Origin of the sequence: Nitratireductor sp. (assembly GCF_017794765.1) — a bacterium.
Classification (GTDB): domain Bacteria; phylum Pseudomonadota; class Alphaproteobacteria; order Rhizobiales; family Rhizobiaceae; genus Nitratireductor.
In genome coordinates, this window is sequence record NZ_CP051236.1 from 3,387,336 (window position 1) to 3,409,933 (window position 22,598).

The 22,598-nt window shown below is 59.8% G+C and carries 23 protein-coding genes and 1 pseudogene; 3 read left to right on the forward strand and 21 right to left on the reverse strand.

The window, feature by feature from the left end; translation table 11 throughout:
- Positions 1-87: 87 nt before the first annotated feature.
- The 15 genes from otnC to HF949_RS16150 all read right to left on the reverse strand — a co-directional run bounded on the left by otnC (position 88) and on the right by HF949_RS16150 (position 15,650).
- The gene (gene otnC, locus HF949_RS16080; protein ID WP_292896952.1) at positions 88-732 is read right to left on the reverse strand and encodes a 3-oxo-tetronate 4-phosphate decarboxylase; all 645 of its coding nucleotides are present in this window, start codon (positions 730-732) and stop codon (positions 88-90) included.
- Positions 729-1,985, reverse strand: a complete 1,257-nt coding sequence (gene otnK, locus HF949_RS16085) for a 3-oxo-tetronate kinase (RefSeq protein ID WP_292896954.1) — start codon at positions 1,983-1,985, stop codon at positions 729-731. Before otnK ends, otnC begins: the two co-directional genes overlap by 4 nt.
- 283 nt (positions 1,986-2,268) lie before the next feature.
- Positions 2,269-3,294, reverse strand: coding sequence for an aldo/keto reductase (locus tag HF949_RS16090; protein ID WP_292896956.1), 1,026 nt, complete (start codon positions 3,292-3,294; stop codon positions 2,269-2,271).
- Positions 3,295-3,502: 208 nt separating this feature from the next.
- Positions 3,503-3,979: a hypothetical protein gene (locus HF949_RS16095; RefSeq protein WP_292896958.1), complete on the reverse strand. Its 477-nt coding sequence runs from the start codon at positions 3,977-3,979 to the stop codon at positions 3,503-3,505.
- 2 nt (positions 3,980-3,981) lie between these two features.
- A complete protein-coding gene (locus tag HF949_RS16100) occupies positions 3,982-4,806 on the reverse strand; it encodes a DUF3100 domain-containing protein (RefSeq protein WP_292896960.1) in 825 nt (274 codons plus the stop codon).
- An 85-nt stretch (positions 4,807-4,891) separates the two neighbouring features.
- The gene (locus HF949_RS16105) at positions 4,892-6,436 is read right to left on the reverse strand and encodes an aldehyde dehydrogenase family protein (RefSeq protein WP_292896962.1); all 1,545 of its coding nucleotides are present in this window, start codon (positions 6,434-6,436) and stop codon (positions 4,892-4,894) included.
- Complete coding sequence (locus tag HF949_RS16110) at positions 6,429-7,316, reverse strand: NAD(P)-dependent oxidoreductase (RefSeq protein ID WP_292896963.1); 888 nt, start codon at positions 7,314-7,316, stop codon at positions 6,429-6,431. Before HF949_RS16110 ends, HF949_RS16105 begins: the two co-directional genes overlap by 8 nt.
- A 106-nt stretch (positions 7,317-7,422) precedes the next feature.
- Positions 7,423-8,331 carry a LysR family transcriptional regulator gene (locus tag HF949_RS16115; protein ID WP_292896965.1) on the reverse strand — a complete coding sequence of 303 codons (909 nt, stop codon included), beginning with the start codon at positions 8,329-8,331 and terminating at the stop codon, positions 7,423-7,425.
- Complete coding sequence (locus HF949_RS16120) at positions 8,331-9,470, reverse strand: amidohydrolase (protein ID WP_292896967.1); 1,140 nt, start codon at positions 9,468-9,470, stop codon at positions 8,331-8,333. The genes HF949_RS16115 and HF949_RS16120 overlap by 1 nt, the downstream gene beginning before the upstream one ends.
- Before the next feature lie 175 nt (positions 9,471-9,645).
- Positions 9,646-10,284, reverse strand: a complete 639-nt coding sequence (locus HF949_RS16125) for a 2-dehydro-3-deoxy-6-phosphogalactonate aldolase (protein WP_292896969.1) — start codon at positions 10,282-10,284, stop codon at positions 9,646-9,648.
- 2 nt (positions 10,285-10,286) lie between these two features.
- Complete coding sequence (locus tag HF949_RS16130) at positions 10,287-11,207, reverse strand: 2-dehydro-3-deoxygalactonokinase (RefSeq protein WP_292896971.1); 921 nt, start codon at positions 11,205-11,207, stop codon at positions 10,287-10,289.
- Positions 11,208-11,217: 10 nt separating this feature from the next.
- Complete coding sequence (locus tag HF949_RS16135; RefSeq protein ID WP_292896973.1) at positions 11,218-12,006, reverse strand: SDR family oxidoreductase; 789 nt, start codon at positions 12,004-12,006, stop codon at positions 11,218-11,220.
- Positions 12,007-12,089: 83 nt separating this feature from the next.
- Positions 12,090-13,040, reverse strand: a complete 951-nt coding sequence (gene araH, locus HF949_RS16140; RefSeq protein ID WP_229448542.1) for an L-arabinose ABC transporter permease AraH — start codon at positions 13,038-13,040, stop codon at positions 12,090-12,092.
- A gap of 11 nt (positions 13,041-13,051) precedes the next feature.
- Positions 13,052-14,563 (reverse strand): L-arabinose ABC transporter ATP-binding protein AraG, encoded by a 1,512-nt coding sequence (gene araG / locus HF949_RS16145; RefSeq protein ID WP_292900257.1) that lies wholly within the window; start codon positions 14,561-14,563, stop codon positions 13,052-13,054.
- 103 nt (positions 14,564-14,666) lie between these two features.
- Complete coding sequence (locus HF949_RS16150) at positions 14,667-15,650, reverse strand: arabinose ABC transporter substrate-binding protein (RefSeq protein ID WP_292896977.1); 984 nt, start codon at positions 15,648-15,650, stop codon at positions 14,667-14,669.
- Between the two features lie 219 nt (positions 15,651-15,869).
- On the opposite strand from HF949_RS16150, the gene HF949_RS16155 reads away from it, so the two are divergent.
- Together HF949_RS16155 and dgoD are read left to right on the forward strand one after the other, a co-directional pair.
- Positions 15,870-16,592 carry a FadR/GntR family transcriptional regulator gene (locus tag HF949_RS16155; RefSeq protein ID WP_441338414.1) on the forward strand — a complete coding sequence of 241 codons (723 nt, stop codon included), beginning with the start codon at positions 15,870-15,872 and terminating at the stop codon, positions 16,590-16,592.
- Positions 16,593-16,611: 19 nt separating this feature from the next.
- The gene (dgoD, locus tag HF949_RS16160) at positions 16,612-17,760 is read left to right on the forward strand and encodes a galactonate dehydratase (RefSeq protein WP_292896981.1); all 1,149 of its coding nucleotides are present in this window, start codon (positions 16,612-16,614) and stop codon (positions 17,758-17,760) included.
- Here the strand turns inward: dgoD and HF949_RS17630 are convergent.
- Together HF949_RS17630 and HF949_RS16165 are read right to left on the reverse strand one after the other, a co-directional pair.
- Positions 17,743-17,943 carry a hypothetical protein gene (locus HF949_RS17630; protein ID WP_366931312.1) on the reverse strand — a complete coding sequence of 67 codons (201 nt, stop codon included), beginning with the start codon at positions 17,941-17,943 and terminating at the stop codon, positions 17,743-17,745. The two genes, dgoD and HF949_RS17630, sit on opposite strands and share 18 nt — an antisense overlap.
- A pseudogene (locus HF949_RS16165) lies at positions 17,944-18,458 on the reverse strand (ATP-binding cassette domain-containing protein); the annotation flags it as partial. It lies immediately after the preceding gene.
- Between the two features lie 63 nt (positions 18,459-18,521).
- Here HF949_RS16165 and HF949_RS16170 point away from each other — a divergent pair.
- Positions 18,522-18,692 (forward strand): hypothetical protein, encoded by a 171-nt coding sequence (locus tag HF949_RS16170; RefSeq protein WP_292896983.1) that lies wholly within the window; start codon positions 18,522-18,524, stop codon positions 18,690-18,692.
- Positions 18,693-18,710: 18 nt separating this feature from the next.
- On the opposite strand, the gene HF949_RS16175 is transcribed toward HF949_RS16170, so the two are convergent.
- Genes HF949_RS16175 through HF949_RS16190 form a run of 4 tightly spaced genes read right to left on the reverse strand, consistent with a single transcriptional unit; the run spans position 18,711 to position 22,270 of the window.
- The gene (locus tag HF949_RS16175; RefSeq protein WP_292896984.1) at positions 18,711-19,454 is read right to left on the reverse strand and encodes a copper homeostasis protein CutC; all 744 of its coding nucleotides are present in this window, start codon (positions 19,452-19,454) and stop codon (positions 18,711-18,713) included.
- Positions 19,438-20,340 carry an ROK family protein gene (locus HF949_RS16180; protein ID WP_292896986.1) on the reverse strand — a complete coding sequence of 301 codons (903 nt, stop codon included), beginning with the start codon at positions 20,338-20,340 and terminating at the stop codon, positions 19,438-19,440. Before HF949_RS16180 ends, HF949_RS16175 begins: the two co-directional genes overlap by 17 nt.
- A 50-nt stretch (positions 20,341-20,390) precedes the next feature.
- A complete protein-coding gene (locus HF949_RS16185) occupies positions 20,391-21,722 on the reverse strand; it encodes a GAF domain-containing protein (RefSeq protein WP_292896988.1) in 1,332 nt (443 codons plus the stop codon).
- On the reverse strand, positions 21,719-22,270 hold the full coding sequence (locus HF949_RS16190; RefSeq protein ID WP_292896989.1) for a hypothetical protein: 552 nt from the start codon (positions 22,268-22,270) through the stop codon (positions 21,719-21,721). The genes HF949_RS16185 and HF949_RS16190 overlap by 4 nt, the downstream gene beginning before the upstream one ends.
- Positions 22,271-22,598 lie beyond the last annotated feature (328 nt).

Consider the following 22,598-nt stretch of genomic DNA (forward strand, 5'->3'; position numbering starts at 1 on the left):
TCCTCTGTTGCCAGAGACTACGCGTCAAAACCAGGGCCGGATCACCCCAGTCGGCGCCTCCCGCCATTTCGCATGCGCGAAAACCCTTTATTCGACCGGATACTGTTTCGCCAGGGCCGCCACGTCATTGTCGGTGAGAAGGTTTGCCTTCATGCCGCGGGTAAGCAGCACCAGACGTGCCGTTGCTTCCAGCTCCTCCATGGCGAAAACCGCTGCTCTCAGATTCTTTGCCGCCACCACCGGGCCATGATTGGCCAAAAGCACGGCTGAATGCTTGCCTGCAAGGCCCCTCACCGCCTCACCCATGGCTGCATCTCCGGGCATGAAATAGGGAAGAAGCTTCACCTTGCCGAGCTGCATGAGTGAATAGGGCGTGATGGGTGGCAGCACATTGTCGGGATCCGTTTCAGGCAGCACCGAGAGCGCCACCGAATGGGTGGAATGCAGATGCACCACCGCGCCGGTCTGGGCCTGACGCGTTTCGTAAAAGGCTGAATGGAGAGGCACCTCCTTTGTCGGGAGGTCGCCGTCAATATGTTTGAATGATCCATCGAGACGGGAAATGCGGGCCGGATCCAGCATGCCGAGCGAAGACCCGGTTGGGGTTACGAGCAAACTGCCATCAGAAAGCCGGGCCGATATGTTGCCGGTGGACCCATGGGTCAGGCCGCGGTCATAGAGAGATTTCGCCAAAAGCGCAATTTCATCCCGCAGGCGTGTCTCTTCACTCATGCATTTGCTCCAAGAATTCGTGCTGCCTTGATGAAAAAGTCCTGTCCTCCGAAATTGCCGGATTTCAAAGCCAGTCTCAGCGATCTTCCAACCACCTGAAGCGCTGGAACACCTGGGTCGATTTCCGGCCCGATCTCGAACGCCTCGACCTCCAACGCCGACACGATCGCCCCCGAGGTTTCGCCCCCGGCGGATATGATGATGTCCACTCCCCGCTCTGCGAGAATACGCGCGGTCTCTGCAAATAGCTGCTCGATGGCCTGCGCCACCGTGTCCCGGCCAAACCGGCGCTGGTTCTCCAAAACCGTTTCCGGACCAGCGGAAGAATAGGCGAGCGGAACACCCTCTTGTTCGATCAGCCATTCAGCCAGGGATTCCGCGTTGACCCGCTTTTCAAGCACTTCGGCAGCGGCAATCTCGTATGCGGGCTGGCCTGCCCTGCGGTGCGCCTCCACCTGACCGCATGTGGCACGGGAGACAGAGCCCGCCAGTGCCACGGCCTTCGATGCCATCGGCGCGAACCCTTCCGCGCGGTCGAGCCGGGCGGGACGGCAGCCGAAATTCTCTGGAAGACCAAGAGCAATCCCTGAGCCGCCGGTCACAAGCGGGAGATCGGCCACCGCCCTGCCGATCTCCACCAGATGTGCATCGCTGACCGCGTCGACAATGATGAACGGCCGCCCCGCCTCGAACTCCCGCGTGATGGCGCGTCGAATGGCTTCATGCCCGGCCAACACATCCCCGATAGCCACATGGCCGACGGGCTTTTTTGTCTGCGACGCCAACACCCGGCGCAGATCCGCATCCCGCATCGGCGTCAATGGGTGATTTTCCATTCCGGATTCATTGAGTAGCCGGCCATGGACAAACAGGTGACCCTGATAAATGGAGCGGCCTGTCGCGGGAAAGGCCGGGCAGAATATCACCGGTCCCGCCTCCAGCGCCTCACTCAGCGCCTCCGCAACAGGGCCGATATTACCTTCAGACGTTGAATCGAAAGTGGAGCAGTATTTGAAGAAGAATTGACTGCAACCCTGATCGCGCAGCCAGTTCAACGCTTCCAGAGACTGTCGGACAGCCTCATCGGCGGGTACTGTCCGCGTCTTCAGGGAAACGATGCCCGCCTCCACATCCGGTGCGGCGAGTGAACTGGGGAGCCCACAATATTGAACGACCCGCATTCCGGCTTTGGCAAGCGTGTTTCCAAGGTCAGACGATCCGGTAAAGTCGTCCCCGATACAGCCAAGCTTCATTTATGCCTGCCCCGTGTGTTGGACAAAGTTGAAGCCCTCCCTGGGCCCCGTTTGCTCGCCAGCTTTCCATTTTCTGCGACCTTGGGAAAGAGGGGCCGGGCGGGTTGTCCATCTCCGCGCTGGGGGCACCCCGGCACTGTGTGCAGATACGTGGCGATCATCCCGACGACAATCATCCGCTTGTTGCCGCCATCCGCTTGTTGCGCCCATGACCGAGCGCGATTGTCTCTCTCTCTCTTGCAGACTTTGCACGAGCCCTTTCGGAGCAATGCCCCTGCCAATGTCAGCTGAGAAGTGACGTTTCAAACCGAACCCGTCTGCCTTGCAATGGCGCCCGGGGGTCCCAGTAGTTTGGCACCGGTGTCGTGCCCGCGGTGCAAAGCGCACTCAGAAATGCTTCGTCGTCAGCATCGTAAGGTGCTTTTGCCGCTTTGAGGTAGGCATTGAGCTGATCGACAGTACGCGGGCCGATCAGCACGCTTTTAACGGCGTCGTTGGCCAGCACCCATTGGAGGGCGAGATGCGCCGGCGCGACCCTCTTCTGATCGGCATACACGGCCACCCTCCCCGCGAGTTCCAGTGTTGCGGGGTGAAACTCCGTTTCCAGCATGCGGTTATCCCCACGCGCCGCACGCGAACCCTCGGGCGTGCCCGAACGATATTTGCCCGTGAGCACGCCTCGCGCAAGTGGTGAATAGGGAACAACACCAATGTCAAAATGGCGGCACACCGGCAGATAGTCTGCCTCCGCAGTCCGGTTGAGCACGTGATAACAGGGCTGCGCAGCAACCGGTCTCGCGACCCTGAACCTGTCAGCCAGATGCACGAGTTCAACGATCTTCCATGGTCGGAAATTTGACACACCCCAAGCGCGAATGGCGCCGCTGGTCAGAAGTTCGCCCATCGCTCCGACAATCTCATCGAGCGGCGTGGAGTTGTCGTCATGGTGCAGGTAATAGAGATCGACCGTTTCCCGCTTCAGCCGCTCCCGCGACAGTTCTGCCGCTTGGAGAATCCACGCAGGCGAGAGACCGCCACTTCCTTGAAACCCCGGCAGTGGATTACCGCATTTCGTGGCGACGTAAACCGGCAGATCGCGCTGGCTCAGAAGCCTTCCTAGAATGGCTTCAGATCGAGTTCCCGCATAGGAATCCGCTGTATCGATGAAATTGCCGCCAGCAGCAAGATAACAGTCGAGGATGGCTGAGGATGTCTCCTCATCAGCCTGGTCCCCGAACATCATCGTGCCAAGACAAAGGCGCGAGACCTCCGGGCCATACGGTCCAAGCTTCGTGGCCGTCAATGGCATGCCTCGCCGCTCCCGTTCAGAACCTTCTTTTTATACACCGATCCAGACGCTGCCCCCACGGCCGGACGCTGAAGTTCGCCCTCTGGAGTCCAGCTTCAACGACACTTGGTGGCACGGGAGCTCATAGTGCATCTTTGACCAGAGGCAGCAAGTCTGCACGCGTTGCCTTGGGGCTACCACACATTCTGGCGGTAGCCCCCAGACCTTGTCAAAGGAAGAGATCTGCGATGATTGCCGATCCGACATATGTGCCCGTCATCACGAACACGGCCACGATGAAGAGTTTCCAGCCCGAGGACTTGGCGATTGAAATTTCGCGCCGGGTGATCGCGATGCCCGCATAAGCCAGACATGGCGTGGCAAGCGTGAGAAAATTCACGTGGCTCACCTTGTCCAGAACCCAGGCACTGCCGGGTGTCCAGGGCAAGGTTGCGAGGATGCCCACGAGTGATATCCAGGCGACCGATGGCAGGTTGATTGGAACGACATGTGTCAGAACCAGGCCAACCATCGCGATGACGTAAAGGACGGCAAGGCCGACCAGCCCCTGAATGACCGTGGCGTCTGTCGCAACCGTATTCCCCACCAGAGCGATGAGGGACACGGCGGCCAGCAGCACGGCATGCTGCCCGAGATCGGGCTTCGTGTTTGCTTCGTAGTCGACGGGAAGTTCAGCAGTGCTCATGATCATTCTCCGGCGTTGCTGGCTGCGGGCTCTTTGCGGCCCAGAAGGTCGTAGAGTTTCTCAGTCACCGGCAGGGCCACAAAGATGCACAGGTAAAGACCCGTTGCATATGTCAGCACATTGCTGGCCCCGGCGAGGGCGAGAATCTGCTCCTCCATCGCCGGTACGGCGTGAGACAACGCACCGGAACAGGCCGCCATCATCGAGCCTGACCCGATGCCGCACGCCATGGCCAGAGCCTCGATGCTGAACCAGCCGGAGGTCGCCAGAAGCGACGCGAGAATGGCGAAGATGAACGTCCCGAAAAGTGTACCGATGACATAGACGCCCATGACACCGGCACCCTCGGCGGATTTCAGCCCGTATTTGTCGGCGATGATCGCGATGTTCGGTTCACGGGCGACGGAGAAAGTGGCTCCCACCGCTTCCCGCCCCATGCCGAGCACCAGCACGGCAACCGGGAAAGCAAGCAGAATCGTGCCCAGATTGCCGAGCTCCTGCAAAATCAGCGCCGGCCCCGCGGCAATGATCTTCTCCATCGACGGCCCAATGATCGTGCCGAACTTGGCGATGAACGGCATGATCGCGATCACGATCAGCGGTGATGCAGCACGGACCTCGCGCTGTCCCATCCAGCCTTCAGCCTTGCGAATGACGTTGGGATTGAGAATTAGCCCCATCACGAAGGCGTAAAGCAGCGGCAGAAGCAGGATCGAACCAATGCCGATCGGCACGGCGATCACGCCGATGGCCTCTGCGATGACGGTGATGACCAGCACGCTCAGATGAAGGCGCCAGTCCAGCAGTATGTCTTTCGTCTTCTCCATAGAGATCCCCTCTCGTAAGCCCGCCCCATTCTTAACGCGGGCCGGGATGGAACAAAGGGCGGCCCCGAGGGACCGCCCATGCGGTTCAGCCCGGCGCGTAACCGAAGCCGATGGTCGGATCGGCTGCGGTTTCGACCCAGACTGATTTCGTAGTCGTATAGGCGGCAAGCGCCTCCCGGCCGGAAGAACGCCCATAGCCCGACTGGCCAAAGCCGCCGAAAGGCGACATCACATGGATTGTCTTGTAGCTGTTGATCCAGAAAGTGCCAGCGCGAACTGTTGCTGCAACGCGGTGTGCACGTCCCACATCCCGTGTCCAGACCGCGCCCGCGAGCCCATAGGGCGTGTCGTTGGCAAGCGCCACTGCTTCTTCCTCCTCCTCGAAGGAAAGAACGGACAGAACGGGGCCAAACACCTCCTCACGCGCGATCTCCATCTCGCGAGATACCTGGTCGAGAACTGTCGGAGCATAGAAAAATCCGTCGGTATCACCCAGGGCCTCCGGCTTTCCGCCGCCGGTTGCCAGATGCGCACCTTCTGAAACGGCGGCGCGCACCATAGTGTCCACCTTGTTCCACTGGCGGGCATTGTTGACCGGGCCGATCTGCGTGGCCGGATCGAGCGGCATGCCGACTGGAATTCGGGCGCTGGCCTTCGCCAGTTTTTCAACCATCTCCGCGTGCACGCTGCGGTGAACCAGAAGCCGGGAACCAGCCACGCAGCTTTGACCGCACGCGGCGAAGATTGCCGCCTGCGCACCGACCACGGCACGGTCGATATCCGCATCGGCAAACACGATGTTGGCGGATTTCCCGCCCAGTTCCAGGATTGAAGGGATGAGACGCCGCGCCGCGGCGGATGCGATCGCCGCACCGCCCGCAGCTGAGCCGACGAAGACGACCAGACCCGTCGCGGGGTGTTCGATCATCTTCTGGCCGGCCGTCGGCCCCTGCCCTGCAATCACGTTGACGAGCCCCTTCGGCGCACCTGCCTTGACACACAGGGCAGCGATGACGAGCGAGCTCAACGGCGTTAGCTCGGAAGGTTTCAGCATCACCGCATTGCCCGCACAGATCGCCGGTGCAACCTGCCAGCAACAGGTGAAAAGCGGCGCATTCCAGGGGGTGATCTGGGTAACCACACCGATGGGCTCGTGGCGGGTGTAATTGAGATGGCTTGACGGTACCGGGATCACGTCGCCGCTGATCTTGTCGCACCAGCCCGCATAATACTCGAACATCTCGGCCATGCGAGCCGGCTCGCCGGCGGCATCGCGGATGGGACGGCCGGCCGAGATCGCCTCAAGACGGGAAAGCGGCTCCGCATGTGCGCGGATCTCGCGTGCGATCTCGAACATGATGCGCCCGCGTTCTGACGCTGTCTTGCCCCACCATTCACGCTGCGCAGCAACTGCCGCTTCGGCAGCTACGTCCACCACGGCTGCACCGGCATCTAAGAACTCCGCAAAGGCCTTGCCGGTGGCCGGATCGGTCAGCTCAAGGCCCTCGCCATCACCCGACATCAACCGTCCGGCAACGTGATTTTGCACCTCGGCGCTGCCGAGCAGTTCGGTCAACAACCGCGCGACTTCCGTGCGTGTGTCGCTTACGGGGATCATGTCGTCAGCCATCCGTTTTCTCTTCCGTACCGGCCGCAACACGGCCAAGCAGCATAAAATCCTGATCGTCGGCAATGCCCGAGCTTTCCTCGGACCACAGTTTCGCGACCAATTCCGAGACTGGCATGGGACAGCCGCTGTCCCGCGCCAGTTCAAGCGCCAGTCTCACATCCTTGCGCATCAGACCTGCAGAAAAACCGCTGTCGAAACTGCCGGTCAAAACCCAATTGGGAAAATGAACCTCGCTTAGCGCGCTCCGCCCCGTGGCGCTGTTGATGACGGAAAGCGCGTCCCGGGCCGGAAGGCCCGATGCCTCTGCAAGCCGCAGCCCTTCCGCCGTGGTGAGCATATGGCAGGCCACCAGCATATTGTTGACGAGCTTCGCGATATTGCCGGCCCCGCTCGGCCCGACATGGATCACCTTGGAAGCAAGCGCATCCAGAACCGGTTTGGCCTGCGCGACCCACTGCGCATCGCCGCCCAGCATCACCGAAAGGGAACCGCTTGCCGCCCCCTGCGGACCGCCACTGACGGGCGCATCAAGAAAACCGTGGCCGATCTCGGAGAGTTTCGCCGCCAGTCTGCGGCTCACCGCCGCTTCAGACGTCGACGTGTCGATGATGATCTTCGGAGAATTGAATGCACCTGCGGCCAATCCGGCCTCAATCGTCGATTCCACATGGCTGGCAAGGGGCAATGAGAGGACAATCACGTCACATGCCTCGATCACCCCGGCCGGAGCCCCATGCGCAGTAATGCCGGCTTCTTTGGCTCTTGCCATGGCCCGCGGCGCAAGGTCAAAAGCTGTCACGGAAAAGCCATTGGCCAGAAGAGAGCGGGCCATGCCCATTCCCATAGCTCCAAGACCGATCACGCCGACCGACTGCGTCATGCCACCTCCCATGCACTTGGTGTTCATGACACTGCGGTGACAGAGTGTTGTTGAGTAGACATCGATTCAGGCACGTAGCGTTGCTATTTTAGCAACACAAGATGCACTATTCACGGAATGCCGACATGTTCGCGGCCAGATACTCGACCGTTATTGACGAAGACTGCGGCAAGCGACGGCGGGCCCGCACCATAAGGTGCGCACTGACATGCCGCAGGCTTTCCTCGTCGAGCTCGACAATCGCGACCTCACCCCGTTCTGCCTGTATGGAGACGGAGAAGCGTGGAAGGAAGCTTCCGCCCATGCCCGCGCCCACATATCGAATCAAAGCGGCGATGGAGGAGGTCTCCACCTGGGGCCGCAACGCAAGCCCAAGATCGCCGGCTGCACGCGCAACCAGTGCCCTGATGCCATGGCGGGCATCGAGGATGGCAAAGGGATGATCAAGCATTTCAGCAAGCCGTACGGACCGTCGTTCAGCGAGCGGAGAATGAACCGGGACCACACCGCAGAGCGGTTGTCTTGCAAGCGCCACTGCCCGTGTTGCTTCCATAGGGACAGGATTGTAGGCGATACCCAGATCCGCGTCCCCTTCAACCACCTGGCGCTGAATTTCCTCGGTTCCGGCAATGTTGATGCGAAACCTGAGATGAGGATGGTTCTCCGCGAGCGGGGCGAGGCCGTTCTGCATCAGATCTGCAGCAAATCCCTCGCCGACGGCGATACGCACCACCTGCCCGCCCGAAGCTGTGAACTTGCCGAGCTGGTCGAGCAGAAACGTCTCTTCATCCTGCCGAACGAGTGCATGCTCACGCACCAGCCGCCCTGCATCCGTCAGCACGATGCCCTGTGCGCTGCGTTCCACGAGACCAACACCCAGCCGCGCTTCGGCTTCGGCCAGCTTGCGGCTGATCGCCGAGGGCGCAACATTCAGCCGTTCGGCGGCACGACGGATCGACCCCTCGCGGGCAACGACCAGGAACGCCCGCAAGAAGCGGCTGTCCAGAGCGTCCATCAGACAGAAAGAGCCCGCCGGACCAACCGCACCCAGAATTCGGCGCCCGTTGGCAGCACTTCGTCGTTGAAATCAAACCGGGGCGAGTGGAGCCCGGGGTTTTCGCCCTGGCGCGCCGCGCCCAGCCAGATATACGCGCCGGGCTTTTCGTTCAGCATGAAAGCGAAATCCTCGGACGCCATGCTTGGCCCGGCCTCTCCCGCATCGAGACCCATGGCCTCCCCCACACGCCTCGCAAGCCCCGCCTCGGCCGCGCTGTTGACCGTCGCAGGATAGCGTCGCTGATAATCGATGTTTGCCCGGCAGCCATGGGCTGCAGCAATGCCATGGACCACCTCGGCCAGCCTGGTTTCGATCTCGTCCCCTGCGTCAGACTGGAACCAGCGGGTCGTTCCACAAACGACCGCACGGTCGGGGCAAACGTTGAATGCAGAGCCGGTGTGAATCTGCGTTACCGAGACGACGCCCGGCACGAGCGGAGACAACCGCCGCGCCGGTAATTCCTGCAGTGCTGTGGCGACGCGTGCTGCGGCGGCCACCACGCCATCGCTCTGCTCAGGCATCGCGCCGTGTCCGCCACGTCCCTCGATGGTGATCTCGAAAATCGCGAAGGCTGCCATCATCTCCCCGTCACGGGCGACAAGTCGTCCGGGAGCGAGACCCGGCCAATTGTGAATCCCGAAAACCCTGTCGCACGGATACTGGCGAAAAAGCCCCTCCTCGATCATCACGCGCGCACCACCATCGTTTTCTTCAGCCGGCTGAAAAATCAGGGTCACGTTTCCGCCGGTCACACCTTCAGCCGCCATCTGACGCGCGGCCAGAAGCAACATCGCCGTGTGTCCGTCATGCCCGCAGGCGTGCATCTTGCCAGGGTGGCTCGAAGCGTACTCCAGTCCTGTTGTTTCTTCGATGGGCAGCGCATCAATATCCGCCCGCAGACCAATCGATGCCCCCCCGTCACCCAACCGCGCAACCACGCCAGTCTTCGCAAGCCCTGTTTGAACCTGCCAGCCCCAGCCCTCCAGTAAACCGGCGATCAGCTTCGAAGTACGCTCTTCCTGAAATCCCAGTTCGGGATGACGATGCAGGTCACGACGCCACGCAATGGCTTCGTCAATGTGAGCGCTTTCGAACATTGTCCACCCTTTCCGGACTGTCTGTTGAACGCCGCCGATGGCCGCGCGCACGACAGCACGTGAAAGAGACGCCCTGAATTGTCAAGAACGGGACACCGCTCACCCTTTGGTCAAATCGGCAGGGATACCCATCCAAAGCCACCGCACCGCTATCCGCCCCCCGGTTGCGCGTTTTTCAGCCGCTCAAAGCGCGATCATAGGTTTCCACGGTTTTGCGGGCCCTCGCTCTGACTGTATCAACGGCATCACCGGGTCGATAAAGTCCCGTCCCCAGACCGAAAGCGCGCACGCCGATCCCGAAATACTCGGCCAGTGTCGCATCGGAAACACCGCCCACGGCACACACCACAGCGTCCCTCGGCAGAATAGCCTTGATAGCGGCAATGCCGGACACGCCAAGCGCGGACGCCGGGAAAAACTTGAGCGCCGAAGCCCCGCATTTGTGCGCAAGAAGGGCTTCGCTGGGTGTGAAAACACCGGGCATGGAGATCATGCCGAGCGCCACACTGCGCCGGATAACCTCGGGGTCCGTATTCGGGCTCACGACCAGCCGGCCGCCGATGTCGTACAACCGCTCGACATCCTCAACGGCGAGCACTGTGCCGGCACCGACGAGCGCACGGTCTTCCGCTATTGCAAGGGCTGTTTCAATGGACTGGAACGGTTCCGGCGAATTCAGCGGGACCTCTATGGACGTGATGCCCTCGTCGATAAGCATCTCAGTCATGGCCGCAACTTCCGAAGGACGAATGCCACGCAGGATCGCTACCAGCGCACGCCTCTCTCCCGGCCAGCTCACATCTCGTTCCGGCATGTCTATCGGCTCCAAATTCGTTTTGCTGATCTGAAAAGCCCTGCCCGCGAGGCTTCTCCCGCATCTTTCGAGACGACCTGGAAACCCTGTTTTTCCAGGGCAACCGAATACAGCGCATTGACCGGCTCTGATGCGATCAACGTAACCTTGCCCTCCATACCGAAAAGCTCTCGCGCGGCAGAAATCTCGCCGCCGATCAAGAGACCGGAAAGATGGGCGGCACCATCGCCGCGAGTTTCCAGACCAAGCAATTGTGCAGCACGGACCCCGAAGAAGCCGGAAAGGGCAGCGTGCTCCTGTACTTCGGTACGTTCCAGTGCGGACCAGAATGCTGCGTCATCTGACGAGACAACGGCTTTTTCCTCGACCGCGTGCTGCAGAATTCCATGTTTCGTGAGCAGCGAGAAAAGCTCTCCGGTCATGAACGTGCTGAAACGCGTGACCACACCGTTTTCAATCTCGACCCATTTGCTATGCGTGCCCGGCATGCATACCAACGCATTGCCGCTCTCGCTCACGACACCCAGCAATTGTGTTTCCTCGCCTCGCATGACGTTCGGTGCCTGCGGGTCGTTCAGAGATAGTCCCGGCAGTATTCGAACATCTCCGGGTACGCCCGGAACCTTGATCGCCCTGTCCGCGAGTGCTGCAAGTTTGGCGGGAACCTCCACATAAGGTGCCTCCAGCCAACCCTGCCTTGCACCCGCCATCCCGCAGATCAACACAGGCGTGCCGGCAGGCGCTTCCACCTTTTCGAGATGAGCGTTGAGGACCGGTTCAAAGCCCGTCTTCGCGCAGTGCATCATGCCTTCCTCGCTCCTGCTGGACGCGACGACGGCCCCCTCGGCATCCAGAAGCCAAAGACGAAAACTGCTCGTGCCCCAGTCAACGGCAGCGCAGTAGGGACGGGATGGGTCGGTCATGAAAGTGAACTCAGGTCGGATGCTGCAAAACGCTCAGGCCACCATCAATAACGAGGCATGCGGCATTCATGAAGGGACATTCGTCGGAGATCATAAAAACCGACGCCATGGCGATCTCGTCAGGCGTTGCGATGCGACCGCCCGGATGCATGGCCATGGTCTCGGCCCGCGCAGCATCCGGATCGGGAAAACTGTTCCAGTAATCCACATTCTTCTGGGTTTCGACATAGCCGGGCGCGATGGCATTCACCCGCACACCCCTGCCCGCATATTCCAGCGCCAGCGCCTTCGTCATGCCCAAGAGGGCATGCTTGGCCACTGGATACGGAAAGGTGTGCGGGATAATTGTGAAACTATGGGTCGAGGCGATGTTGAGGATTGCGCCGCCGCCTCCTTCAATCATGCCAGGCAACAACGAACGGCAACAGTGCCATGCTCCCTTCAGATTAATATCGAAACAGCGCGCCCATTCTTCATCGTCCGTCTCGAGCGGTTTATGAAAAACATTGACACCGGCATTGTTGATAAGCGCGTTGGGTGTCCCGATCGTGTTTCCCGCCATATCCGCCGCCGCCTTGATGGCAGAGGCATCAGAGATATCTGCAACAGCATAGGCTAGCCGCCCCTCGGCCCCACCGAGTTCGTCAACCGTCTGCTCAAGAAGTGTCTCATCCCGGTCCACAAGAAACAGAGAAGCCCCTTCGCGCAGGCAGGCTTCGGCGATCGCCCGGCCTATGCCCTGAGCAGCGCCTGTCAGAAAGATGCGCTTGCCGCTCAACCGTCCCTGTCCAGATGTCATGCGATCTCTCCCGATGTCCAAGGCGCCGCCAAACGTTCCCTGAATGAAAAGCAAATCCAATATCTACAACACGCCATCCTGCATCAGCGTCGCCCGATTGCACTCGACCGCATATTATCGAGCAACACGGCAAGCAACAGGATGAACCCGCGTACCACATATTGATAGAAAGCCTGAATATTCAGAAGATTCATGACGTTTTCTGCAATGCCCATGATCATCACACCGACGATCACACCGGTCATTGTCGCCCGCCCCCCAGCCAGCGACACCCCACCCAGAACGCAGGCCGAAATCACGGAGAGCTCGAGCCCCGTAGCCGCATTCGGCTGCCCGGATGTGATGCGGGAGGCAAGCAGGATGCCGGCCACCGCACAGATGAAGCCCTGCAGCGTGAAAATCCAGATTCGCATCCAGTCGACATTGACACCCGCAAGTCTTGAGGCTTCCGGATTGCCGCCCATGGCAAGCGTGTTCTTGCCGAAAACCGTGCGGTTCAGGACAAAACCGAAAATGACGAAGAGAGCCGCCAACACCCAGATCGGAGTCGGAACACCCAGAAACTTGGAAAGAGCCAGCTGGTAGAACATGGGATCGTCGATACCGACAGCCCGCCCGTCCGACGAGATGAGCGCAAGCCCGCGCACGATCTGCATGGTTGCCAGCGTGGTGATCAGCGCGTTGATGCGAAATTTGGCGATGACCACGCCATTGAAAAGGCCGACCAGCGCGCCCGCAGCCAGCGCGGTCAGAATACCCAGAAAGATGGACCCGGTGGCATTCGACGCCATCACCGCGACCATGCCGCAAAAAGCAACATTGGAGCCGACGGAAAGGTCGAAATCGCGCGCCGCAAGACAAAACATCATCGTACAGGCAATCACACCAACGGTAACAACGGACTGTAAGAGACCGAGCATGTTGCGTTCGGTCAGGAAGTTGGGAACCGTCAGCGACACGAGCGCGAAGGCGAGAATGAAAATTACAAGCAGTCCCTGGTCGCCCAGGATGAGCTTTTTGATGGAAGTCGTCATCGTGAAGCCTCTTAACCGACCGACGCGGCGCTGGCCTCGTCCGGCAGCGCGGCGGCGAGGATGGATTGTTCGTTGAAGTCGGCTCGCTTGATCTCCGCGCTGATGCGCCCTTCGCACATCACGAGGATGCGGTCGCAAATGCCCATCACTTCGGGCAATTCGCTGGAAATGACGACTATGGCCATCCCCTCCTCCGCGAGCTGATAGAGAATGTCGTAGATTTCGGATTTGGCGCCGACATCGATGCCGCGCGTCGGTTCGTCGACGAGTAGAACCCTGACACCCTTTTCCGAGAGCCAGCGGCAAAGAATGACTTTCTGCTGATTCCCGCCGGACAGGTTGATGATGTCCTGCCTGCGCGAGGGTGTGCGCACCCTCAGTTTCTTCAGAAAGGTCTCGGCGACCTGCCCTTCCTGGCGCAGATCAAGCACACCGAACCGTGTCAGATGACGGCGCGAAGAGATAAGGATGTTCTCTTCAAGCGAACGGCCCTGGATGATGCCGTCGAACTTGCGATCCTCGGAGCACAGAACGACCCCCTTGCGGATCGCCTCTGCCGGTTGGCCTGACCCGATGTCCACGCCGCCGACACGCACATGTCCTCCGGCGCGCGGATCGGCACCACTGATCATGCGCAAGAGCTCCGAACGCCCCGCTCCTATAAGGCCGAAGAACCCGAGTATTTCCCCCTTTCGCGCCTCGAAGGAGGCGGGAACGGGCAGCTTCTCGCCATGAACCCCGTCCACCTCCAGCTCGACCGCTCCAACGGGACGCGCGCGCCATCCCCAGATGTCGCTGATTTCGCGCCCAACCATTTCGGAGACGATTTGCTCGCGCGTCACCCCTTCGATCGTTTCGTGATGGGCAGCAAGTCTGCCGTCGCGCAGAACCGTGAGGCTGTCACAGAGGCGGAAGACTTCATCCAGCCGATGGGAAATGTAAAGAATGACGCGGCCATCCTCCCTCAGCCTGTCGATCAGGGTGAAAAGAATTTCGCTCTCACGAGAGGATAGTGAGGAAGTCGGTTCATCCAGCGCGATGACACGCGCATCGAGCATGACGGCTTTCGCGATTTCGACCATCTGGCGTTCGCCGATGGAAAGCTCTGCAACCTTGCGCGTCGGATCGACGGAGATTCCGGCAAGCTGGAGCTTGCGCCGGACATCCTCATACATGGCACTGAAACCGATGACGCCGCCGGTTGCAGGAAACCGTCCAAGGCAGAGGTTCTCAGCGACTGTTAGCCCCGGCACCAGTTGCAATTCCTGATGAATGACAACGACGCCAGCATCGAAGGCATCGCGGGTCGACTGGTAGTTCTGCGTCTCCCCGTCTATGCGCACAGTGCCTTCATCGGCAGCAGCATCGCCGGAAAGAATGCGGATCAGCGTGGATTTCCCGGCGCCGTTCTCGCCCATCAAGCCATGTACCGCGCCTTTGCGAACTCCAAACGAAACATCGGAAAGCGCTTTGACGCCGGGATAACTCTTCGAGATGCCGGAGAATTCGAGATAGGCAGACATGAAGCCGGCTTCCTCCAAAGCATAGCCAGTGTCGGAAACCCGCCAGAAAGGCGGGAAGAGAGCAGCCGGCATGATTGCACGCCGGCTGCATGGAAACCGCCGGCTATTCGATGCCGAGTTCCTTGCGGACATCCTGATAGTTGTCGCGTAGCGCCAAGGCGCCGGACGTCAGGATCAGCTTCTCAGGCTCCTTGCCGTCGACAATCCACTCATGCATGTTGAGTGCGGTCTCATAGCCATGGCGCTTCGGTGAAATGATCACCGTTCCGAAGAAACCCGTTGGCTCGGGCTTCTTGAATTCGTTGATCGCCGAATCTGCGCCACCAATGCCCACACCGATCATGCCATCGGCGCCGATTCCCACGCCTTCCGCAGCGCGCACCGCGCCAAGGACAGCCTCATCGTTGAGTCCGAAAGCAACCCAATGCTTGATGTCCGCATTCTTGTTCAGAACCACGGTCGCTGCATTGAGAGCAGCCTCGGTGTCCGTACGCGCCTGCGGCGCATCAAAGATGTTGGCTTCCGGAAATCCAGCCTCTTTGAGCTTTGCAATCGCGCCCTCGACCCGATCGACTGCTGTCGGAAGCTGATCGTATGAAACCCGGATCGCACCGACCGTGCTCATGTCCCAACCGCGATTCTTGATCTCGGCAACGATGGCTTCACCGGCGGTCTCGCCAATCTTCACGGCCGAAATTCCCATATGCGGCACATCCGCAAGGGGCTCTCCATCGGATCCGACCAGCCTGTCATCGACCGTCATCAGCTTGAGGCCATTAGCGGCAGCCTTGGCGACAATGCCCGGCCCGAGCTTCACGTCAGGCGTACAGATAATGAAGCCCTGAACACCCTGGACACCGAGATTATCGATGGCTGACATGACTTTCTCGCCATCTTCCGCGCCGATTTTGACCAGCGTGAAGCCTTTTTCAGAAGCAGCTATATCAGCAAACTTCCATTCATCCTGAAACCACGGTTCTTCCGGCTGCTTAACCAGAAAACCGATCTTCACTTCATCGGCCAGCGCCGACCCGGCCAGAAGCGTGCCGGCAATCGCAGCCATTGCTGCGGTTTTCAAAAAACGCATGAGAACCTCCCTGTTGCTCTGCGACGCCCTCCTGAGAGCGGGTGAAAATTACGTCCAATTATCATATTAGTCAATTGCATTTGTATGATAAATAATGCTATTGATTTGACAACGAACAAAAGACGGCCATGACTGCCGACAAGAACCCCTCTCGCAGCTTTCCCGGAAAGCCAGCGGGAAAGAGAATGTGGAGGCAACAGGACAGTGACCGTTTCAACCATGGATGCTCCGGCGGGCAAGTCGATCCGTCCACGGGTCCGCCTGTCGGTGGCGCAGTGTCTCGCCCAGGACATATTTTCGGGAAAGTTCGCGGAAGGCTCCAATTTGCCGAGGGAGAACGACCTTTGCGAAGATTACGGCGTCAGCCGCACGGTCATCCGGGAAGCACTGAAAATCCTTCAGGCCAAGGGTCTGGTTGTAAGCCGCCCTCGCATCGGGACCATCGTGTGTCCGCAGGACGAATGGAACATTCTTGACAACCAGGTCCTTGATTGGATTGGCCCCAACCTCGACAGGATGGGGCTGGTCGACTGTATCCTGGAAGCGCGCGGCGCGATTGAGCCGATGGCGGCAGAACTGGCCGCGCGGCGGGCCACGATGCAGGAAATCGCCGATATCGAAGCGGCGTGGCAGGCGATGGCGAAAGCCGGCAACGATATAGAGGCCTTTATCGCCGCTGACACTGTCTTTCATGAGCTCCTTCTGAAAGCCAGCCACAACCGCATTTTCCAGCAGTTCGGCGCTCTTATGGATCCGGCCTTGAACTTCATGCTGTCGACATCGGCGCATTCGGCCGAGAATCTCGAAGAATCGATCGGGCAACATGGGGCGCTGGTCGAGGCGCTACGATTGCGCGACAGCGAAGGCGCACGCAAGCTCGCCCTCGCGCTTATTGCCAAGGCCAAGCACGATGTGAGTGCCGCCCGGTCTGTCAAATCATAACGCAAAAAGACACGTTTTCATGAAGATAACCAAACTCACCACTTTCCTTGTTCCGCCGCGTTGGCTTTTTCTCAAGATTGAAACCGATGAAGGGATTTCCGGCTGGGGCGAACCCGTTCTGGAAGGTCACGCGGCAACGCTCGCAGCCAAGATCGAAGAGTTCTCCGACTTTCTCATCGGTGCCGATCCCATGCGGATCGAAGACATCTGGCACATGCTCTACCGGAACGGATGCTATCGTGGCGGGCCGGTGCTGATGAGCGCCCTGTCAGGCATCGACATGGCGCTCTGGGACATCAAGGGGCAATATTACAACGCTCCCGTTCACGACCTCCTGGGCGGTGCCGTCCGCGACAAGATCCGAAGCTATTGCTGGATCGGCGGCGACCGTCCTTCGGATCTCGTTGCTGGCGCGAAAGACCTGATGAAGCGGGGGTTCGATGCCTGCAAATTCAACGCCTGCGCGGAAATGCAGATCATCGACAGCTACAAGAAGCTCGATGGCGTCGTCCAGCAATTGTCGGATCTGCGTTCTGCCGTCGGGACCGAGATGGACCTCGCTTTCGATTTCCACGGCCGAGTTCACGCCCCGATGTCGAAGCAGTTGCTGAAGGAAATCGAGCATCTCAGACCGATATTCATCGAAGACGCGGTCGATTCCGCTCATATCGGCACGCTGGCCGATCTCTCCCGTCAGACATCCATCCCTCTGTGCATCGGCGAGCGGCTGCATTCGCGCTTCGACTTCAAGCCGGTGTTCGAACAGCGGGCAGCAAGCGTAATCAACCCGGACACCGCACATGTCGGCGGGATCTCCGAAATGCTGCGCATCGCACACTGGGCCGAAGCCTACGATGTGGCCCTTGCACCGCATTGCCCGCTGGGACCGATCGCGCTGGCCGCCTGTCTGCAGGTGGATGCCGTCTGTCACAACGCCTTCATCCAGGAACAGAGCCTTGGCATCCATTACAATGCCACCCAGGACATGGCCGACTATCTCGAGCCGGGTCATGGTTTTGAACTGGAGGACGGCTTTCTGAAAATCCCCAGGGGACCCGGTCTCGGCATTCGGGTGAACGAGGAATTTGTGCGAAAGCAGGCGGAGATCGGGCACCGCTGGCGCGCACCGGTGTGGCGCCACGAGGACGGATCAATTGCCGAATGGTAACCGGGCGCCGATTTCACCGGCAAAACCGATCTCATGGGCAACCACGACCATGGTCATGCCGGCTTCGGCCAGGTCACGCATTACCTGAAGCACCTCCCCCACGAGCTCCGGATCAAGCGCAGGGGTCGGTTCGTCAAAGAGAAGCACCTTGGGTTTCATCACCATGGCGCGGGCGATAGCCACCCGCTGCTGCTGACCGCCCGACAATTCTCGCGCATACCGGTCGATCTTGTCGGAAAGCCCACGCGAGCCAGCAGTTCCGGAGCCTCGGCTTTCACCTGGACGACAGTCAAACGACGCACATGGATGGGCGCTTCAATGAGGTTCTCCATCACCGTCATATGAGAGAACAGGTTGAACGACTGGAACAACATGCCGATCTCAGCTCGCCGCTGGCAGAGTTCGTCGTCCTTCACCTCATAGAGACGGTCACCGCGCAGGTCGTACCCCACGAAAGCGCCATCGACGAGAAGGATCCCACCGGTGAGCTTTTCCAGATGGTTGATGCAGCGCAGAAACGTGCTCTTTCCGGAGCCCGATGGCCCAATGATGCAGGCAACCGAGCCGGTTGGCACATCGAAGTCCACGCCCTTGAGAACTTCAAGCTGGCCGTGAGATTTGCGCACACCGCGGGCGAACACGATGGAGTTCTCCGGCACGCCAAAGCGTGCCCGATTTTCGCCGGGCGTGTTGCTCATGCTGAAAGCTCCTTGGCGCGCGGTCCGAATGCGTTGCGAAGCACGCGCAGAGCCCAAGCATCCGTGCGGGCCCGCCTCACCTATTTCCACCAGATCGGCCAGTATGCGCTTTCCTTCAAGGAAGACCCCGAACAGCGCAAACGCCATGGCCCGATCCATGACAAGGTTCTACTGGCACCACTTGTTCAGGAACCGAACCTGCCAAAAGACTGGCAGGACACGGATGGCAAATAATTCTCCCAACGCCAGATCTCAGTTCCTCGTCTGATCGGCGAGGTCAAGACGTTTCAACACGTCTTTCATGTCGCGAATTTTCCGCGCGGACGTTTGCCGCGCCGCACTGGAGGAAAAGCCGAAGCCAACGATCTCATGATCAACCCCGACTGACACGCTGCAGGAGGCATGAAACGACCGAATACCGGTGGCACGCGCAATCTCGCCCAGATTTTCCGGCTTCAGGCCCGAACCTGCCATGATCTCGATGCGATCGCCCGCATGGGCGCGCATGGCTGCGAGCGCATTCTGCCCCTCCAGAACCGTCGGAGCGCCGCCGGACGACAAAATTCTTTCAAAGCCGAGCAGAACAGCAAGGTCGATTGCCGCCAGCCGATCCTCCACCGTGTCGATGACACGGTGGAGCGTGCGCCCCATGCCCGCACTTGTTTCGCTCAACATTTCAAGAGCATCCTTGTCGAGCACACCCTCGACAGTCGCCACTCCAAGCACAACGCCTGCGAGCCCTGCTTCCCGAGCGGCCGCAATATCATCCTGCATCAGAGTGATCTCCCGCGCATTGAAGCAGAAATCACCCTGACGTGGCCGGATCATCGCGTAGGCGGGCACACCGCATTTGGCTGCCGCCCGCATCAAGCCATGAGAGGGTGTGAGCCCGCCAAGCGGCAATGCCGAACACAACTCAATACGGTCGACCTCACCCTCGACACACGCTTCCACTCCCTCCAGAGTGTCGACACAGACCTCAAGGGTTGCCCGCATCGTGTGCCTCCCTTGCAAAGATCGCAGCCCCGATCAGTGCGCTCTCAACTCCACCCCGTACAGGGACGAGCAATCGGTCCCTGCGTTCTATGAGGCAGCGCTGACGCACCTCGGCATCGAGTGCCTCCAGGAGCAGTTCGTCCTGTGCCAAGCCACCACTGACCGGTACGATGGAAGGGTCGATCATATTGACCATGTTGGCCAGTGCTCCACCGACAATGTCCAGAAACACGTCGACGGTCCGCGTCGCCTGTTCTCCTCCACCGTGCCATTGCGCAAGAATTTCGTAGCTATCACTCTCAAGACCATGAAGGTGCTCGTGCAGTCGTTCGATGCCGCGCGCGGCGCCAAGCGTATCGACACACCCCGTCTGCCCGCACCCGCATTCAATAGCAGGCAGCAGAGTTCCGGTCCGCATCGCACTGGCCGGCCCATGCCCCCACTCTCCAGCATTGCCCGTGGCACCGGTCATCACTTTCCCGTCGATAATGACTGCACCACCAATACCGGTGCCAACAATCGCCGCAAGAACATGCCGGTGCCCCACACCTACCCCCGCCTTGGCCTCGGCAAACGCAAATGCGTTCGCATCGTTCATGACATAAACAGGACGCTCCAGAGTTTCACCAAGATCCCCGGCGAGATTGCGGCCCGTAATGCAGGGAATATTGGCACTGCGCGCCAATCCGGTATGCGGATCGATCACCGCCGCGATCGAGATGCCAACGGGCGTGCTGGCCTCTCCCGCCATCGCCTTCACTGTTTCAAGAAACGCGCCATAATCGTCCGCAGGTGTGACCTGCCGGTGGCGGATGACAGGCTTTTCGTTCTCGCCCATGTCGGCAACAACGGTTTTGGAGCCGCCGATGTCAAAACAGCATGTCATATCAGCCCTTTCGTGTTGGCCGAACTTCGGTGGAGCAGGCCATTTCCTTCTCAGGTCTCCTCCAGAGAGAGTTTGCCCTCGACAAGGAACCGAAAGCGGCCACGACCACATTTGTCGATGACGATACCTGCTCCGCGCTCGCTCAAACGTCGTTGAAGCAACAACAGCCGCGCCTCCAGATTGTCGATGTAGTCGGGCAATCTCAGCGCTGGATCGAGACGGAGTTCCCGATTGGTGAACGCGACACGCCCACTCTGCGCATGTTCCCGCGCAAGCTTCCAGAGGATAGCACCCGCCACGCCACGAATGATGTAGACATCGTCGACAAAGACCGAATTGTCGATCCTGTAATGACGGAGCCGAATGGCCTTGCCACCGGCATCACTTCCTGGAAGAGCCGGCTGCGCGCGCTCGGCAGTCTCGTCTTTCTGCAATAGCGCAACCCGCGCAGACACAAGCTCCGCAATCAGGGTCAGCGCATCCTCTTCGTCATAGCCAAACTGGTTGGGCTCTGTGCTTTCGGCAAACAGCACCCCCATCGTCTGGTCTTCACACAGAATGGGAACGGCAATCTGGCTCTGCGGTGCCTCAAGACCCGGGAAGGCGATGGCATTGGCACATGCCCACTCCAGCCCGGCCGCCCTGGCACTGTCCAGAACGGCAGCGCGATAGGTATATTGCGACGTCATATGCCCAATGCGAATGGGAACGCGCTGTGCGGCTGCGACCCCGATCACGCCATCCCCGAGGCCAACTTCGGAACCGATGCCGGAGAAGGGATAGCCACGCGAACTGACCGTGTAGAGGCGGTTGGAGATCTGGTCGAGCATCAACACCATGGCGTGCTCGATCCCGAAATGCTGCTGCAGACAGGCGAGCAGCGTATCGAACAATTCCCCCATCTCAGAGGCTCGTGAAAACTGCTCGCAGCTACGCCGTGCGGCCGCCAGTGCATTGCGCTTCGTGGGCCGGGCCATCACCTCGCTTGCGACCGGCTCTATCTCACGCACACGAAAAACATCGGAACCAAGCAGACGGAAAACATCCTGCATGCCGCTATGCGAGGCAATTCCTGCAAGCTTGGCACGCATGATCTCAAACAGTGGACCGCTCGTCTGCGTTTCCAGATATTCCAGCGTGAGGCGATACTGCGCATTCGTATCCGGGTCGACAACAGTGACGGAAGCCAGTCTGGTCGCGAGCAGATTGCGGCGGGTCTTGTTGAAGAACTGATAGGACAGTGCAACGTGATCGGGATCGACATACTGCACATGTGAAATCAAAGATACATTGGGGATACCGTCAACGTCAGCCGTGGCAAGTATCGAAGGAACGATGCCCTCAAGCGCGTTGCGTATCTCGGGAAGCCTAAGTGTCATCATTTGCGCAGTTCCGCCCCAGCCCCCGGTCCCGGGGTCTGCACAAACGCGGCAACTGGATCAAAATCGAGCGCGACGAGATCGCCCACGTCGACCGCACAATACGCTTCGGTGAAGCTGCGGGCATAATCCACATCGCGAAGTTCCTGCTCGAGTCCAGCCAACTGCTCCACCGCAGCCTGCCTGTCGCTCAATGAGGGTTCACCAGTGGCAGCGTTGATCCCCTTGATCTGGATGGATCGATGGGTAAGCGGTTGACTGAAGGTGACAGCGACCGGAGCGCCCCGATCCGCTGCGGCAAGTAGCGCATGACTGCTTCTGCGCAACAGGAGGATGCGCATGCGCCCGTCTTCCAGGACACGACACGCGCAACCCTGACCGCTCAGTGGAACATTGCCCCTGCCCCCGACCGCGATAATCACACTGACACCGCTCTGACAGAACTCAGCAAGTTCAGCCGTCAGAACGCTGCCCGAACCAAGATCGTCCTTGCAGGCGCTGAGCGCCTCCAACTCGGCTTCAGGAGAATGAGGGCGCTGGGCGCGCGGCATGTCTGGTTTCGCTTTCCCTGGATCGCTTGAGGGATGCAGGCCCATCCCGACGCGCATGAAGGCTATTTAGCATTTTTTTATGATCTCTTGCAGCTAGATTTAGCAGGCTCCGGAAATCCCGGTGAACTATTCGACTGGTCATTCGCTGCCGCGTTCATGGCAACGTCAGCAGCGATCAACCCGAAGCAACCGCAAGGAAGAAGCGCGAAGACGGACGCCAAAACTTGGCGCGGGGATACGCCGATACGGGAACGGGTCTGAACCCTTCCCTGACCACCGCCCCCGAATGTCTGAGCGCTGGTTCCAAGCTGTTGTGTGCGGAGTAGCG

What these genes read in the sequence shown, in the direction of transcription:
- otnC (WP_292896952.1), bottom strand. Translation starts at nt 732, where the DNA reads ATGAGTGAAGAGACACGCCTGCGGGATGAAATTGCGCTTTTGGCGAAA.
- otnK (WP_292896954.1), bottom strand. Translation starts at nt 1,985, where the DNA reads ATGAAGCTTGGCTGTATCGGGGACGACTTTACCGGATCGTCTGACCTT.
- HF949_RS16090 (WP_292896956.1), bottom strand. Translation starts at nt 3,294, where the DNA reads ATGCCATTGACGGCCACGAAGCTTGGACCGTATGGCCCGGAGGTCTCG.
- HF949_RS16095 (WP_292896958.1), bottom strand. Translation starts at nt 3,979, where the DNA reads ATGAGCACTGCTGAACTTCCCGTCGACTACGAAGCAAACACGAAGCCC.
- HF949_RS16100 (WP_292896960.1), bottom strand. Translation starts at nt 4,806, where the DNA reads ATGGAGAAGACGAAAGACATACTGCTGGACTGGCGCCTTCATCTGAGC.
- HF949_RS16105 (WP_292896962.1), bottom strand. Translation starts at nt 6,436, where the DNA reads ATGGCTGACGACATGATCCCCGTAAGCGACACACGCACGGAAGTCGCG.
- HF949_RS16110 (WP_292896963.1), bottom strand. Translation starts at nt 7,316, where the DNA reads ATGACGCAGTCGGTCGGCGTGATCGGTCTTGGAGCTATGGGAATGGGC.
- HF949_RS16115 (WP_292896965.1), bottom strand. Translation starts at nt 8,331, where the DNA reads ATGGACGCTCTGGACAGCCGCTTCTTGCGGGCGTTCCTGGTCGTTGCC.
- HF949_RS16120 (WP_292896967.1), bottom strand. Translation starts at nt 9,470, where the DNA reads ATGTTCGAAAGCGCTCACATTGACGAAGCCATTGCGTGGCGTCGTGAC.
- HF949_RS16125 (WP_292896969.1), bottom strand. Translation starts at nt 10,284, where the DNA reads ATGCCGGAACGAGATGTGAGCTGGCCGGGAGAGAGGCGTGCGCTGGTA.
- HF949_RS16130 (WP_292896971.1), bottom strand. Translation starts at nt 11,207, where the DNA reads ATGACCGACCCATCCCGTCCCTACTGCGCTGCCGTTGACTGGGGCACG.
- HF949_RS16135 (WP_292896973.1), bottom strand. Translation starts at nt 12,006, where the DNA reads ATGACATCTGGACAGGGACGGTTGAGCGGCAAGCGCATCTTTCTGACA.
- araH (WP_229448542.1), bottom strand. Translation starts at nt 13,040, where the DNA reads ATGACGACTTCCATCAAAAAGCTCATCCTGGGCGACCAGGGACTGCTT.
- araG (WP_292900257.1), bottom strand. Translation starts at nt 14,563, where the DNA reads ATGTCTGCCTATCTCGAATTCTCCGGCATCTCGAAGAGTTATCCCGGC.
- HF949_RS16150 (WP_292896977.1), bottom strand. Translation starts at nt 15,650, where the DNA reads ATGCGTTTTTTGAAAACCGCAGCAATGGCTGCGATTGCCGGCACGCTT.
- HF949_RS16155 (WP_441338414.1), top strand. Translation starts at nt 15,870, where the DNA reads ATGGATGCTCCGGCGGGCAAGTCGATCCGTCCACGGGTCCGCCTGTCG.
- dgoD (WP_292896981.1), top strand. Translation starts at nt 16,612, where the DNA reads ATGAAGATAACCAAACTCACCACTTTCCTTGTTCCGCCGCGTTGGCTT.
- HF949_RS16175 (WP_292896984.1), bottom strand. Translation starts at nt 19,454, where the DNA reads ATGCGGGCAACCCTTGAGGTCTGTGTCGACACTCTGGAGGGAGTGGAA.
- HF949_RS16180 (WP_292896986.1), bottom strand. Translation starts at nt 20,340, where the DNA reads ATGACATGCTGTTTTGACATCGGCGGCTCCAAAACCGTTGTTGCCGAC.
- HF949_RS16185 (WP_292896988.1), bottom strand. Translation starts at nt 21,722, where the DNA reads ATGATGACACTTAGGCTTCCCGAGATACGCAACGCGCTTGAGGGCATC.
- HF949_RS16190 (WP_292896989.1), bottom strand. Translation starts at nt 22,270, where the DNA reads ATGCCGCGCGCCCAGCGCCCTCATTCTCCTGAAGCCGAGTTGGAGGCG.